The following is a 13,283-nucleotide window of genomic DNA, read 5'->3' as shown; positions in this document are numbered from 1 at the left end:
AGCGGCCGGCCAATCCGTCTGTCGCGATGATGCAGATATCCGGCACCGACCGTCAGCTGTAGTTTTTTGCAGGATCAAAGGAATTGCGCGTCGCCACGGTTAGTCGCAGAATGTCTTCCAAATCCAGCCATTCATGGCATCGAGTCCGCACGGTTGCATCGCAGCGGATGGCGCGGCCTCATGGCCTTTTTGGTATCCGAACCAATCCCGTCCGGATCACCGCGATTCAGCCGGATCACCTCCGGCATCACACCGCACATTGTCGCGCCAACGGCTACTTCCCGCCGCGCGATCCGATCCGTTCCGCATCGATGTTGTTCCGCTTCCGGCCTGCCGTGGCGACGCCGCGCGGCCAGTCGTCCGCCCATGTTTGAAGGTAACGGTCGTCATTCGCGCGCGATGCGCGCATCGGCCGGGACACACGCCAAACAAGGAGGTTGCTCTTGGATCTGAAACCGGACGGACATGCGATGCCGGCTTACTTCGACACGTGTTCGCACGACGGATATGTCCGCGTGCCCGCTACGCAGCTCGCGTCGATCACGCTCGCGCTGCTCTATGCAGCGTGCGACGAACGCGTACTGAGCGACGCATGGGATCTCGGCCTTCCCGCGTGCCACGCCGGCCATTGCGAATGGATCGATACCAACTGGCGCCCGCCGATGACCTTCGGCTGGGCCTGGTTGACGGATCGCGATCGCACTTGCCGAATGTTTCCGAACAGCGTGACCTCCAACGTGATGATCGTGTGCGCAAGAGGCTACGACGTCGGGCCCGACCACACCCGCTCGCTGCTCGCGGACTGGATCAATACGCTGCCGTGGACCGTTAGTGTCCGCGCGCATCTCGCACTGCCGGTCCTGTAAAAAGTTGCAGTTTCGACGCGTCCTCCATTTCGCATTTAATGCGTACGTCCATTGGAGTTCGCACATGCACCAAACCACTATCGGAAACGCGTCGCAACTGTCCGCATCGAACCTTGCGGCACTCGCGTCGTATCGACACGCAATCTTCATCGAGAAGCTGGGCTGGCAGCTTCCGGTAGTCAATCAGCAGGAGTTCGATCAATTCGATCGACCGGACACGATCCATATCTTCGGTCGCGAGGATAGCGGCGCGATCTGCTCGTGCGCCCGACTGCTGCCGACGACCCGGCCGTACCTGCTGAGCGAGATTTTTCCCGGGCTGATGGGCGCGGCACCGGTGCCGAATGCGCCGGATATCTGGGAACTCTCGCGCTTTTCGTCCTACATCCTCGGCGCCGATTCCGGCGGCCTCAAGCGCGCGCATGCGAACACGCGCAGATTGCTGGCGGACGTCGTGGAATTCGCGCGCTCGAACGGCGTTCGACGGCTCATCACGGTGTCGCCGCTCGGCGTCGAACGGCTGCTGATGCGTCTGAAGGTTCACGCGCACCGCGCCGCGCCCCCGCAGATCATCGACGGAAAGCCGGTGTTCGCGTGCTGGATCGAGATCGATGAAATCACGTGCGCGTCGCTGGGCATCGAATGTCCGCGCACGACGACGCCAAGCTGAAAACGAGCCGACTTCGGTCCCAACGCATGCCGTCCCGCGCGACGCGGCGACGCCCTTCCTTCCCTACGATATTCGTCCCATGCAGCGAGAGACCATTCCGGCCTTCGACGGTCGGCCCCTGCGAGTGTTTCATACGGAACGCTCGACCGGCCGACGCAACCTGATGCTCGTTTTGCCGTTCGGCGTGCGTCATGCGATGGTCGAACGACTGTGCAACGCGCTCGAGCCGCACTTCAACGTGATCACGTGGGAATCACGGTTCGTGCTCGACCTGCAGGATGATGCGACCGACGACGCATTCGACGTCGAATACCACGTGCGCGATCTCGTGACGGTTGCCGCGCATGCGAACGACCGCGTCGGGCACGACGGCCCGATCGATGTGATCGGCTATTGCTCGGGCGCCGGCGTCGGCCTGCTGGCCGCCGCGCGCTACCCCGACAGCGTTCGCCGGCTCGCGCTGGTGTGCGGCGAATTCATGCTGAAGCCGTCGGTCTGTCCGCCGAGCAGCTTCCAGCGCGAAGTGGACGTGCTCCTGCCGGTCGCGGCGACGAGCAAGGAAATGGCCGGCATGCTGTTCGACAAGATCTCGTCCGGCCGCAGCGCGCCCCAATCCGAATTTCATTCGTTCATCTCGGTGCCGTTCTCGAGCGCGGCGCACCTGCACCGCTACGGACTGAACTACGTCGCGTACCGGCGCACCGACTTCCTCGACGAAGCCGCCACCGTGACGCAGCCCACGCTCGTGATCGCGACGCGAAGCGATCGACAGGTGCTCCCGGAAAGCGCACACATCATCGTGGCGCACCTGCCGGATGCGAGTGGCGTGCACGAATTCGACGGCGACCACTACGAGCTGTGTCGCGCGCAGCCGGCCATGACCGACACGCTGCTGCAATTCTTCGGAACGCAAGCCAACCGATCGGAACCCGTTCAATGAACCACTCGACCATCGACGGCCGCTTCGCCGAGCAGGTGCGCCGCACGCCGGAGCGCATCGCACTGGAGGGAACGGCGCACGTGCCGCCACTCACCTACCGCGAACTCGACCGGTGCGCGAACCGGCTTGCCGCGGTGCTTGCCCGGCATGGCGTCACGCAGGGGGCGCCCGTGCTGCTGATGCTGCCGCGCTGCGCGAACGCCGTGATCGCGATGCTGGCGATCGTCAAGCTCGGCGCGATCTTCGTCCCGCTCGATCCGAACTACCCCGCCGCGGTCAAGCACGCGTACGCACGTGACAGTGCGGCGCGGCACGCGATCGCGGCCGCCGGCGACGACACGCTGCGCGAGTCGGGACTGTCGGTCATCCACGTTGCCGATCTCGCGAACGACAGATCGGCCGAGGATGCCGAAGATGCCGACGCTCCGCCGCCCGCCGCCTCGCACGGTGGCGACGCGCCGGCCTACGTGATGTTTACGTCGGGAAGCACCGGCAAGCCGAAAGGCGTCGTGGTGCCGCATCGCGGCGTCGTGCGACTCGTCGATCGGCCGAACTACATCGCGATCGAGCCGGACGATGCATTCCTGCTGCTGTCCCCGATCACCTTCGATGCGTCGACGTTCGAGATCTGGGGCGCGTTGCTGAACGGCGCGCGCCTCGTGGTGTACGACGGCGCCGTCTTCGACCCCAATGCGGTTTCGCAGCTGATTCGCGAGCAGCGCGTGAGCGTGATGTGGCTGACCGCCGCGCTGTTTCATCTCGTCGTGCGCCGCTATCCGGCCATGCTGACCGGCGTGCGTGTGCTGCTGGCGGGCGGCGACGTGCTGCATCCGGATGCGGTCAATGCCGCGCTCGATGCGTTCCCCGACATCACCGTCGTCAACGGATACGGCCCGACCGAAAACACCACGTTTACGTGCTGCCACGTGATGACGCGCGACAACCGGCCTGACGGCGTCGTACCGATCGGCACGCCCGTGACCGGCACGTCGGTGCATGTCGTGCGCGGCGACGGCGATCTCGAGTCCGTTCCGGACGGGCAGGAAGGCGAGCTCTACGCCGGCGGCGACGGCGTCGCGCTCGGCTATCTGAACCAACCCGACGCGACCCGCGCGGCCTTCGTGTCGGATCCGGCCGGGCCCGGCCGGCTCTACCGCACCGGCGACATCGTCCGGCGCCGTGCGGACGGCACGCTCGAATTCGTCGGTCGGCGCGATCGGCTCACGAAGATCCGCGGCTACCGCGTCAGCCTCGACGAGGTGCAGCAACTCGTCACGCGCTTGCCGTGCGTGGAGGAATGCGTCGTGCAGGTTCGCGAAGACCCGAACGGCGAAAAGTCGTTGGTCGCCACGGTCCAGACCAACGAACAGCGCGACAACATGCCTGCGTTCATTCGCGGCGAACTGCGCAAGCTGGTGCCTGGTTTCATGATTCCCGACGCCATCGCCGTGTGCGCCGAACTACCGGTCAACGCGAACGGCAAGGTCGATCGGGTTCGACTCGCAAGTCCCATCTGAAAATCCGGAGAACGTAATGACTGAAAAAACTGTTGCCATCCCCGACATGATCGCCTCGACCTGCCGGGACACGCTCGGCTTCGCCGACCTGCGCGGCGACGAGGATTTCTTCGACCGGGGCGCCAGCTCGCTGACGATCGTCGAACTGCAGATTCAGATCGAAAACCGGCTGCAGGTGCGGGTGCCGACCAGCAAGCTGATGGCTGCGCCCACGATCGACGGCTGGGCCGGCATCTACGAAGCCGCGGCCGCCGAACTCGCGTAAGCGCGTGCGTCATTTCCCGAACACCGCTTCGTCCGTTCGAAGCGGATGCATTTAATCGATTCGACCAGGAGCAGCTCCATGCAGAACTTTCGACTGACGCCCGAGGAAATCGCCACTTTTCGCGCGCAAGGCTACATCGGCCCGTTCACGCTGTATTCGCCCGAGGAAGCGCGCGAGCGCTACAGGACGATCCGCGCGCAGCTATTCGATCGTGAATACGCGGTGTACGACCTGCCGCCGACGAGCCCGATCGCCAATTACGATCGCCACCTCGACGTCAATCTGCTGAGCGAGCATATCGGCCGGCAGGAAATCGTCCAGCGGCTGAACTCGATTCTCGGGCCCGACGTCATCTGCTGGCGTTCGGAGATGTTCCCGAAGTATCCGGGCGACGAAGGGACCGACTGGCACCAGGCCGACACGTTCGCGCACGCGTCGGGCCAGCCGCAGATCGTATGGCCGGGCGATCAGCGTTTCGGCGGCGCGATCACGGTATGGACGGCGCTGACCGAAGCGACCGAGCAAAACGGCTGTCTGCGGTTCGTGCCGGGCACGCATGAAGAGATGTTCTACGACGAGTCGAGGAAGATGCAATTCGATCCGTCCAACATCAATGCCCTCGAGAAGGACGGCATCAAGCGCGGCTTCTTCGGCTACGACTATCGCAGCCTGCAGAAGGATCCGGACTGGAAACCGGACGAGAGCAAGGCCGTGTCGATCGTGATGAAGCCCGGCCAGTTCGTGATCTTCTGGTCGACGCTGATGCACTCGTCGTTTCCGAACTCCACGGTCGACCAGACCCGGCTCGGCTACGCGAGCCGCTACGTGCCGGCCGCGGTCAAGGTCTACCCGGACACCGACACCGTCGACGAATACGGCAGCAAGATCTCGCTCGACAAGTTCGGCGTCGTGCTCGTCTCCGGCGAGGATCGATTCGGGCATAACCGCCGCGTCGAGCGCAACGCACGCGGCGTGAGCTTCGCGCAGCAACCGTCCTACGCCTGACCGACCGCCCCCGCGGCTCTGAAACCGGCGAACGGCGCGATGCGCCGTTCGTCATTCGACCGGTGCCAACCCATGATCCAGCCTATCGAGATTCCTCATGTCCGGCGCGTCGACCACGTCGTCGCGTCCGTCGTGGCGAGCGTCCTCGGCCGCGACGCCGTGACGCCCGACGACGACTTCTTCACGATCGGCGGCTCGTCGATTTCCGCCGCGCTGGTGAGCACCCAGCTCGAGCGGCAGCTCGGCCACGACGTGCCGGTGCGCCTGCTGTTCGAATATCCGTGTCTTCGCGTCTTCAGCGAAAAACTGCTCGAATCCATGAGCGTGGCCGCACGGTAGTCCCGAGATCACTGTCCTGAATCGCCTTCTCCTCGGAGGAATTCGCTTTGAACAAGCACTATCGCGCCGAAATCTACGATTTCGACAAGCAGGTCGAGCGCGCGGATCTCACGCTCGCCGATGCCGCATTGCTGATTCGCGATCGCAAGGCCGCCGCGGTCCTTGTCGATCTGGTCGATCCGAGCGCGCTCGACCGATGGTGGGACGATCCGGCCTTCCCGCCGGTCACGCAGCACCAGAGCTTCGCCGGCGCCGGCAAGTCGGGGCTCGCGATCGGGCCGACCCAGCGGCTGGTGAAAGAGCAGTTGATCCCCGGTCTGATCGACTACTTCTCCTATGCAGGCCGCACGAATGCGGCGCTGCGCGACACGGAATTCGTCAAACTCTGTATCCGCGAACTCGGCGCCGGTTCGGTCCGGGTCGGCGACTGGGGCGAACTCCCGCTCGTGTCCAAACGGGAATACCAGCCGGTGCCCAACGGGCTCTACAGCGTCCCGCCGCATTGCGACGCGATCCACTTCGGCCGCGAACCGCTGAACTGGCCGATCAAGGACGGTTACGACGAAGGCTACGATCAGATCTCGCTCTTCCTGTCGGTCCAGGACGCGGAAAACAGCGCCGGCCTCGTCATGTGGGACTACCGGCCCGCGACGCGCGCCGAGCTCGACGAACTGATGAGCGAATTCGCGCAAACCCGCCGCATCGACCGGCTGGACCGCGTGCGCAGCGTCACCATCAACGGTCGACCAGGACAACTGAACATTCTCAATACGCGCGTCATGCATGCGGTCGAGCAATGCACGACCGTGCGCCGCACGCTCGGATCGTTCCTCGTCTGGCACGACGGTCAATGGCGGATGTTTCACTGATGACAGACATCGCTTCAACGGCGGGGAACGACGCCGCGCGCAGTCGGCTCGAGGCCGAGATCGCGGTGTTCGAACGGTTCGCCGCGTCGAGCACGATCGGTCGCGCGCGCGTCGAGCGGGTCGAGCGTTTCGGCTTCGTAATCCATCCGCCCCACGCGAACGCGGCGCACGAGCCGCGATTCGACCTGTTGTTCATCGCGCTGACGCACGGCAACGAATACGCCGGACTCCCCGTGCTCAATGCGCTTTGCCGCTACGTGGAGGCCGGCGTGCTGGCGCCGTCGGTGTCGATCGGCTTCCTGCTCGGCAACGTCGACGCCGCGCGGCTTGGCACGCGCTTCGTCGAACGCGACTTGAACCGCACGTTCGGTCGCGCCGAGCGCGACACGGCCGACGACCGACGTGCTCGCGAGATGGAGCCGGTGATGAGGCGCGCCCGCTTCTGCGTCGACCTGCATCAGACGATCGAGCCGTCGGAAGCGCCGTTCTTCGTCTTCAACTACCACCCGACGAGCCTGCAACTGGCGCACGCGATCGCACCGGACACCCCCGTCGTCACGCATTGGGGCAGGCCCTTTTCCACCGCGTCCGCAGGCGGCTGCACGTCGGACGAATTCATCCAGCAGGGCGACGGCGTTGCGCTGAGCATCGAGCTTGGCCAGAAGGGCTTCGGCCTCTACCAGATCGCGGCGGGCGTGCGCGTGTGCCTGGACGCGATCACCACCGTCAGCGCGGTTGTCCACGGCGCTTCGTTGCCGCCTGTCGATGCGTGCGCGAATCCGATCTATACGTGGGCGCACATCGTCCCCTATCCGGACGGCGAGGTCAGGCTCGACGCGGGCTTGCGAAATTTCCAGCCGATCCGGGCCGGGGATCGGCTCGGCATGCGGGACGGCGCGCCGCTCGTCGCCGGCACGAGCGGCCTGCTGCTGTTTCCGAAATACCGGCGCTCCGAATCCGAGCCGAAGCCCGCGGAGCTTTACCGTCTATTGAGGCAACCGGCACTGTCCGAACTGGGCAAGGGCGACTGCCTTATGCCGCAATCCTAATCATTCCGCATACGTGGAGGCATCATGCAGCACACTTACCCAGCTCAACTGATGCGCTTCGGCACCGCGGCGCGCGCCGAGCGCATGACCATCGCCTCGGCGGTTCAAGCGCTCGATGCGGACGAAGCCGACGCCATCGTCATGGACATCGTGCCCGACGGCGAGCGCGACGCATGGTGGGACGACGAGGGCTTCTCGAGCTCGCCGTTTACGAAAAACGCCCACCACGCGGGTATCGTCGCCACGTCGGTCACGCTCGGCCAACTCCAGCGCGAACAGGGGGACAAGCTCGTTTCGAAGGCGGCGGAGTACTTCGGGATCGCCTGTCGCGTCAACGACGGCCTGCGTACGACCCGATTCGTTCGCCTGTTTTCGGATGCGCTGGACGCGAGGCCGCTGACGATCGGACACGACTACGAAGTCGAGTTCCTGCTGGCGACGCGACGCGTGTACGAACCGTTCGAGGCGCCGTTCAACTTCGCGCCGCACTGCGACGACGTGAGCTACGGGCGCGACACCGCGAACTGGCCGCTGAAGCGATCGTTTCCACGGCAGCTCGGCGGGTTCCTGACCATTCAGGGCGCCGACAACGACGCGGGCATGGTGATGTGGGACAACCGGCCGGAATCGCGCGCCGCACTCGATGAGATGCATGCCGAATATCGTGAAACCGGTGCGATCGCCGCGCTCGAAAGGGCCGCGAAGATCATGCTGAAGCCGCAGCCCGGTCAATTGACGCTGTTCCAGAGCAAGAACCTGCACGCGATCGAGCGCTGTACGTCGACGCGACGCACGATGGGCCTGTTCCTGATCCACCAGGAAGACGGCTGGCGCATGTTCGATTGAGCGACGGCAATCGTGCTTCGCGCGCGATTCGCTCGACACGCTTCCCATCTGCCGGCCGGTTCGACGAACCTGCCGGCCTTTTTCACTTCCGGCGTCCGTGGGCGCCGGCATCTTCGACAACAGGCACCTCCATGAACGACATCGTGCTGGCCATGCGCGCGCGTGGCATCAAGTCCTCCGCAGTGCGCGAGCTGCTGGAGTTCAGCAAGAATCCGGACGTGATCTCGCTGGCCGGCGGCATCCCCGCTTCCGACCTGTTCGACATGGACGGCATCGACGACACACTCGGCGCCATCCTGCGCGACGAGCACCGCGACCTGTTCCAGTATGGCCTCACCGAAGGCGAAGCGGGCTTGCGCCAACAGATCGGCAACTGGGCCGGCACGCTCGGCATACCGGCTTCGCCGGAATCGATGCTGATCACGTCCGGATCGCAGCAGGGGCTCGATCTCGTTGCGCGCGTGCTGTTCGATCAGGGCGATCGCGTACTCGTCGAGCGGCCGACCTATGTCGCCGCGCTGCAGGTATTCCAGTTCATCGGCGCCCGGATCGACGGCATCAACGGCGGCCCGGACGGGCTCGATCTCGACCAGGTCGAACGCGAACTGAAGCGCGGCGGCGTCAAGGCGATCTACCTGACGCCGAATTTCGCGAATCCGACCGGCTACACGATGCCGCTCGCGCAGCGTATCCGCCTGGTCGAACTCTCGCAGCGTCATGGCTGCGCGATCATCGAGGACGATCCGTACGGCCAGTTGCGCTTCAGCGGCGCGGCGATTCCGAGCCTGCTGTCGATCGCTTCGCAGCAGCCGGGCGGCAACCGCACCGTGTGCTACCTGTCCACCTTGTCGAAGGTCTTCTCGCCCGGCGTGCGCGTCGGATGGATCGTGCCGCCCGCGGCGCTGCGTCCGCCGATGGCCGTCGCGAAGCAGGCATTCGATCTGCACACGTCGACGCTGACGCAGAACATCGTCGCGCGCTATCTCGCGTCGGGCCGCCTGGCGTCCCGCATCGACGTGCTGCGCACCGCTTATCGCACGCGCCGCGACGCGCTGACGAAGGCATTGCGCGACGCCTTCGGCAACGACCTGTCGTTCAACGAACCCGAAGGCGGGATGTTCCTGTGGTGCCGCTTCGCGCGGCAAGTTCAGGCGGAAAAGGTGCTCGAAGCGGCCATCCGCGAAAAGGTCGTGTTCGTGCCCGGCAACGCATTCTATGCATCCGATCCGGAACGCGACACGCTGCGCGTGTCGTATTCGATGCTGGGAGAACAGAGTGCCGAAGAGGCCGCTCGCCGGTTGAAGCGTGCGTGGGACGCCGTCGTACGCGATTGACGAAGTCGACGCTGTCGTCGCGTGGCGCGGCGCGCATCCGGATACGCTTCCCCGTGCGCGCCGCCCCCGTCACTCGCCGACGATCTGCATCGCCGGGGCCGAACGCGAATGCGCGCGCAGCGTGAGCCGCACGAGCGGCGCGGTCAGCGCCGTCGTCACCAGCGCGAATATGACGAGGATCGTATAGACGCGGGTCGGAAGAATCTGCATCTGCAGCCCGATCGACAGCACGATCAGTTCCATCAAGCCGCGCGTATTCATCAACGAGCCGACCAGCATCGCGTCGCGCGGCGCAAGCCCCGTCACGCGCGCACCGATGTAGCTGCCGCCGAACTTGCCCGCGAACCCGCCGGCGAGAAACACGCCGAACCACAACCATGAAGACGCATCGTCGATCATCCCGATCGACGCGTGCAACCCGGCGTACGCGAAGAACACCGGCATCAGCACGAGCTTCACGAAGCCGTCGACATTCTCGCGCCACTCGACGTCCAGCCCCGGCACGCGACGCACGAACAGCGCCGCCGACAGCGCCCCGAACGCGCTATGGAAACCGATCAGCGACGTTGCGACCGCCGACGCCAGCACGAAGCAGAACAACACCGCCAGCCGGTCGCGCGTCGCGTGCGCCGTCTGCGCCAACCGCATGAGCAGCGGGCGCACGACGAAGCGCGCCAGCAACGCACTGATCGCCAGAAACACGAGCAAGCTGGCGAGCATGCGCGCGAACGCCCAGCCGGGCCCGTTCGACAGCGACGCGATCGTCGCCAGCAACATCCAGCCGAGCGCATCCGTCAGCATTGCCGCGGACATCGCGTGCCGCGCGCCGCTCATCGCGCCGAGCCGCAGATCGTCGACGATGCGCGCCATGACCGGCACGGCCGACACCGCGAGCGCGACACCGCAGAAGAGCACATACGGCAGCCACGGTGCGTCGATCGCAAGCGTGTCCTTCGACACGATCGCGATGACCATGCCGATCGCGGCCGGTATGCACAAGCCACCGATCGCAACGGCGACGGGCACGCGCCACCGGCCACCGCGCAACGTGACGCCGAATTCCATGTGCAGCCCGAGCTGGAACATCAGCAACACCAGCCCGATCTCACCGACCTGCGCCATCGCCGACGGCGCGCGCGGGCCAAACAGCACATCGTAGAAATCCGGTGCGATCGCGCCGAACAGCGAAGGGCCGAGCAGGAGCCCGGCCGCGATTTCGCCGACGACCGCACATTGGCCGAGCCGCTCGGCAACACGGCCGCAGACGTTGCAGCACGCGATCACGAGCATGAGTTGCAGCAACCAGATAGTCATGGAATGCCTCGGGAAAAATCGACTGGCGGAAACGGGGAAGCGGCGCAAAGCCGAAGTGTGGTCGAACGTGCATCGCAACGCGTGCAGTACGTACGCACACTTCGCGATGCCGTCAACCGAATCTCGGCATCGATCCTATAGCGCGGCTACGCGTGGCGATACTGGAAGGACCTACAGGCGGGCGGTGTCCGGCGACGGTCGCATTCGACGCACGCGCTCAAGCCGCGCGATCGGCCGCAGCAGACAACCTGCCGTCGCCAACGGACGGCGCGTGGAGAAAACCGTTGCGAATGAAGTTCGCCATTTCCTCGACCAGCGGCGTCGTGCCGGACGGCGGCAGATGCAAGGTCACGGCGAAATCCGGCAACGTGGGCAAACCCTGCGCCGGCCGCAGCGTCTGCAGATCAGAGGGGACCGTCGACGCGAGCCATGCGGTCACCGCCATGTCCATCCGGACGGTCGCCTTGGTCGCCTCGATGTCGCCGTTTTCGAACACCGTCCGCCACGCGATCTCGTGCTGCGTCAACGCGTCGAACAATGCCGGGCGAAACACGCACGCGTCGCTGACGATCGACACCGCCAGCGGCCGCTTCAAGTGCGCGTTGCCGCCGACCGCGCCGACCCACGCGAGCGGCTCGATGCGCAGGCGCTCCCCGCCCGGCTCGCTCGCCGGCTGCTCGATCACCGCGATATCGACTCTTCCATCGAGCAGCGCGGCCGACAGTTCGACCGACGCAAGATTGACGAGCACGATCTCGACGTGCGGATAGTGGTGAGCAAACGCCTTGAAAATGCCGGCGAGATAGGTGCCGACCAGATCGGACGGTGCGCCGACGCGCAGCACGCCGGCAAATACCGGCTCGCTCATGTCGTCCCAGATGCGGTCGTTGAGCCGCACGAGCTGCTCCGCCCGCTCGAGCAGACGTTCGCCCGCGGCAGTGAGTTTCAGGCGGCTCTGCGAGCGATCGAACAGCCGCTGGCCAAAGCACTCTTCGAGCCGCTTGATCTGCTGGCTGATCGCGCCCTGGGTCAGATGCAGCGCGTGCGCCGCCGCCGTCATGGTCGAGCGACGCGAAACGGTGACAAAGGTGCGCAACAGACTCGTATCGAGATTGCGGGGCATGGGGAGAAATAGAGTATTAGCAACGCTAATAGGCCCATTATAAACATTCCATACCCTAGCTTGCGAAAGACTTTTAGAGTTTGTCAGGCACCCGATCCCATTCGCGCCAAGACGGATTCCAAAGCCGCCCGCTCTTCATACGAGGTTGTCCAACCATGTCCCAGACGCTGTTCTCACTGATCGTGTTCGTCATCGTCGCCACCATCACGCCGGGCGGCGCGACCACGCTCGCGACGGCGTCGGGCACGCAGTTCGGGTTCAGGCGCAGCGTGCCGCTGCTCGGCGGCATCGCGCTCGGCCTCGCATCGCTCGCGGCAATCTCGGCGGCCGGGCTGGCCGGGCTGCTGCACGCGGTGCCGGCGCTGCAACTGATCATGAAAGTGCTGGGCTCCGCCTACCTTCTGTGGCTCGCGTGGAAAATCGCGTCGAGCGGCGCGCCCAAGAGTCACGTGAATGCCTCGCAAACGCCGACCAGCTTCCTCGGTGGCGCGCTGCTGCTGTGGCTCAATCCGAAAGGATGGACGATGGCGCTCGGCGCGGCCGCGTCGTTCGCGGCGCTGACGCCCGACCCGATGCACCTCGCCGTGATACTCGGGATCGCATTCGGCATCGCAGCGATCTTTTCCCTCGTGCTGTGGTGTACGGCCGGCGTGCTGCTCGGCCGCACGCTGCGGACCGACCGTCATTGGCGCATCGCAAACGTTACGCTGGGGCTCCTGCTCGCGCTGTCGATCGTGCCGATCTGGCTCGACTGATCGTGCACGCATGCCGTACCGCATGAAAGAGGCAACGTGCGCGCAGCACACGAGATGCGCGTAGCCGACAAGAACAAACGGCGGTTCGTCGTACCACGCCGTCGACAACACTCGACTACACCACGATCGAGCGCTTCGCTGAAGATTCAGATTCGACTCGACGCTTGACGGCTCGTCTGCCGGCCGGACGCCGGCGGGTCGTCGCCATGCAACGACGACGCAACCGGCTCTGCATCACGCACGTGCGAAGCATCCGTGCATGCATCCGGCGAAAGCATTCGTGCAGCACTTCAGGCGCCGGGGTCAGCGCGCTTTCCAGAACAACACACACAACAGCATCCGGCCGGAACCGGGTGCATCACGTCGGTGGCACTCGAAGAGTTTCACGCTT

At 65.1% G+C, this 13,283-nt stretch carries 15 protein-coding genes; 13 read left to right on the top strand and 2 right to left on the bottom strand.

Going from position 1 to position 13,283, the window contains the following annotated elements:
- Window positions 1-110 precede the first annotated feature (110 nt).
- The 12 genes from SB771_RS30610 (at window position 111) to SB771_RS30555 (ending at window position 9,700) form a co-directional block, all read left to right on the top strand.
- Window positions 111-374, top strand: coding sequence for a hypothetical protein (locus SB771_RS30610; protein ID WP_175662200.1), 264 nt, complete (start codon window positions 111-113; stop codon window positions 372-374).
- A gap of 69 nt (window positions 375-443) precedes the next feature.
- On the top strand, window positions 444-866 hold the full coding sequence (locus tag SB771_RS30605; RefSeq protein ID WP_175662201.1) for a DUF4902 domain-containing protein: 423 nt from the start codon (window positions 444-446) through the stop codon (window positions 864-866).
- A 64-nt stretch (window positions 867-930) separates the two neighbouring features.
- The gene (locus SB771_RS30600) at window positions 931-1,536 is read left to right on the top strand and encodes an acyl-homoserine-lactone synthase (RefSeq protein ID WP_175662266.1); all 606 of its coding nucleotides are present in this window, start codon (window positions 931-933) and stop codon (window positions 1,534-1,536) included.
- A gap of 163 nt (window positions 1,537-1,699) precedes the next feature.
- Window positions 1,700-2,476, top strand: coding sequence for an alpha/beta fold hydrolase (locus SB771_RS30595; RefSeq protein WP_244096866.1), 777 nt, complete (start codon window positions 1,700-1,702; stop codon window positions 2,474-2,476).
- Window positions 2,473-3,993 (top strand): amino acid adenylation domain-containing protein, encoded by a 1,521-nt coding sequence (locus SB771_RS30590; RefSeq protein WP_175662203.1) that lies wholly within the window; start codon window positions 2,473-2,475, stop codon window positions 3,991-3,993. Before SB771_RS30595 ends, SB771_RS30590 begins: the two co-directional genes overlap by 4 nt.
- A 16-nt stretch (window positions 3,994-4,009) precedes the next feature.
- Window positions 4,010-4,258: an acyl carrier protein gene (locus tag SB771_RS30585; RefSeq protein WP_011660930.1), complete on the top strand. Its 249-nt coding sequence runs from the start codon at window positions 4,010-4,012 to the stop codon at window positions 4,256-4,258.
- Between the two features lie 78 nt (window positions 4,259-4,336).
- On the top strand, window positions 4,337-5,263 hold the full coding sequence (locus SB771_RS30580; RefSeq protein ID WP_175662204.1) for a chlorinating enzyme: 927 nt from the start codon (window positions 4,337-4,339) through the stop codon (window positions 5,261-5,263).
- Between the two features lie 72 nt (window positions 5,264-5,335).
- On the top strand, window positions 5,336-5,602 hold the full coding sequence (locus tag SB771_RS30575; protein WP_006749752.1) for a phosphopantetheine-binding protein: 267 nt from the start codon (window positions 5,336-5,338) through the stop codon (window positions 5,600-5,602).
- A gap of 47 nt (window positions 5,603-5,649) precedes the next feature.
- Complete coding sequence (locus SB771_RS30570) at window positions 5,650-6,471, top strand: hypothetical protein (protein WP_105830238.1); 822 nt, start codon at window positions 5,650-5,652, stop codon at window positions 6,469-6,471.
- Entirely contained in the window at window positions 6,471-7,520 is a 1,050-nt protein-coding gene (locus SB771_RS30565; RefSeq protein ID WP_175662205.1) for a succinylglutamate desuccinylase/aspartoacylase family protein, read from the top strand. The genes SB771_RS30570 and SB771_RS30565 overlap by 1 nt, the downstream gene beginning before the upstream one ends.
- Before the next feature lie 24 nt (window positions 7,521-7,544).
- Window positions 7,545-8,366 carry a hypothetical protein gene (locus SB771_RS30560; RefSeq protein WP_175662206.1) on the top strand — a complete coding sequence of 274 codons (822 nt, stop codon included), beginning with the start codon at window positions 7,545-7,547 and terminating at the stop codon, window positions 8,364-8,366.
- A 131-nt stretch (window positions 8,367-8,497) separates the two neighbouring features.
- Window positions 8,498-9,700: a PLP-dependent aminotransferase family protein gene (locus SB771_RS30555; RefSeq protein ID WP_175662207.1), complete on the top strand. Its 1,203-nt coding sequence runs from the start codon at window positions 8,498-8,500 to the stop codon at window positions 9,698-9,700.
- Window positions 9,701-9,769: 69 nt separating this feature from the next.
- On the opposite strand, the gene SB771_RS30550 is transcribed toward SB771_RS30555, so the two are convergent.
- A complete protein-coding gene (locus SB771_RS30550; protein WP_175662208.1) occupies window positions 9,770-11,014 on the bottom strand; it encodes a cation:proton antiporter in 1,245 nt (414 codons plus the stop codon).
- 217 nt (window positions 11,015-11,231) lie between these two features.
- Entirely contained in the window at window positions 11,232-12,137 is a 906-nt protein-coding gene (locus SB771_RS30545; protein WP_175662209.1) for a LysR family transcriptional regulator, read from the bottom strand.
- Between the two features lie 155 nt (window positions 12,138-12,292).
- Here SB771_RS30545 and SB771_RS30540 point away from each other — a divergent pair, with 155 nt between their 5' ends.
- Window positions 12,293-12,892, top strand: a complete 600-nt coding sequence (locus SB771_RS30540) for a LysE family translocator (protein ID WP_011660923.1) — start codon at window positions 12,293-12,295, stop codon at window positions 12,890-12,892.
- The last annotated feature ends 391 nt before the right edge of the window (window positions 12,893-13,283 follow it).

The sequence above is a fragment of the Burkholderia sp. SIMBA_051 genome, assembly GCF_046534915.1.
Taxonomy (GTDB): Bacteria; Pseudomonadota; Gammaproteobacteria; order Burkholderiales; family Burkholderiaceae; genus Burkholderia; species Burkholderia ambifaria.
The sequence above is the reverse complement of the archived record's forward strand: the minus strand, read 5'-3'. Positions and strand labels throughout refer to the sequence as shown.

What these genes read in the sequence shown, in the direction of transcription:
- SB771_RS30575 (WP_006749752.1), top strand. Translation starts at nt 5,336, where the DNA reads ATGATCCAGCCTATCGAGATTCCTCATGTCCGGCGCGTCGACCACGTC.
- SB771_RS30540 (WP_011660923.1), top strand. Translation starts at nt 12,293, where the DNA reads ATGTCCCAGACGCTGTTCTCACTGATCGTGTTCGTCATCGTCGCCACC.
- SB771_RS30580 (WP_175662204.1), top strand. Translation starts at nt 4,337, where the DNA reads ATGCAGAACTTTCGACTGACGCCCGAGGAAATCGCCACTTTTCGCGCG.
- SB771_RS30555 (WP_175662207.1), top strand. Translation starts at nt 8,498, where the DNA reads ATGAACGACATCGTGCTGGCCATGCGCGCGCGTGGCATCAAGTCCTCC.
- SB771_RS30590 (WP_175662203.1), top strand. Translation starts at nt 2,473, where the DNA reads ATGAACCACTCGACCATCGACGGCCGCTTCGCCGAGCAGGTGCGCCGC.
- SB771_RS30595 (WP_244096866.1), top strand. Translation starts at nt 1,700, where the DNA reads ATGCTCGTTTTGCCGTTCGGCGTGCGTCATGCGATGGTCGAACGACTG.
- SB771_RS30585 (WP_011660930.1), top strand. Translation starts at nt 4,010, where the DNA reads ATGACTGAAAAAACTGTTGCCATCCCCGACATGATCGCCTCGACCTGC.
- SB771_RS30565 (WP_175662205.1), top strand. Translation starts at nt 6,471, where the DNA reads ATGACAGACATCGCTTCAACGGCGGGGAACGACGCCGCGCGCAGTCGG.
- SB771_RS30600 (WP_175662266.1), top strand. Translation starts at nt 931, where the DNA reads ATGCACCAAACCACTATCGGAAACGCGTCGCAACTGTCCGCATCGAAC.
- SB771_RS30610 (WP_175662200.1), top strand. Translation starts at nt 111, where the DNA reads ATGTCTTCCAAATCCAGCCATTCATGGCATCGAGTCCGCACGGTTGCA.
- SB771_RS30545 (WP_175662209.1), bottom strand. Translation starts at nt 12,137, where the DNA reads ATGCCCCGCAATCTCGATACGAGTCTGTTGCGCACCTTTGTCACCGTT.
- SB771_RS30550 (WP_175662208.1), bottom strand. Translation starts at nt 11,014, where the DNA reads ATGACTATCTGGTTGCTGCAACTCATGCTCGTGATCGCGTGCTGCAAC.
- SB771_RS30560 (WP_175662206.1), top strand. Translation starts at nt 7,545, where the DNA reads ATGCAGCACACTTACCCAGCTCAACTGATGCGCTTCGGCACCGCGGCG.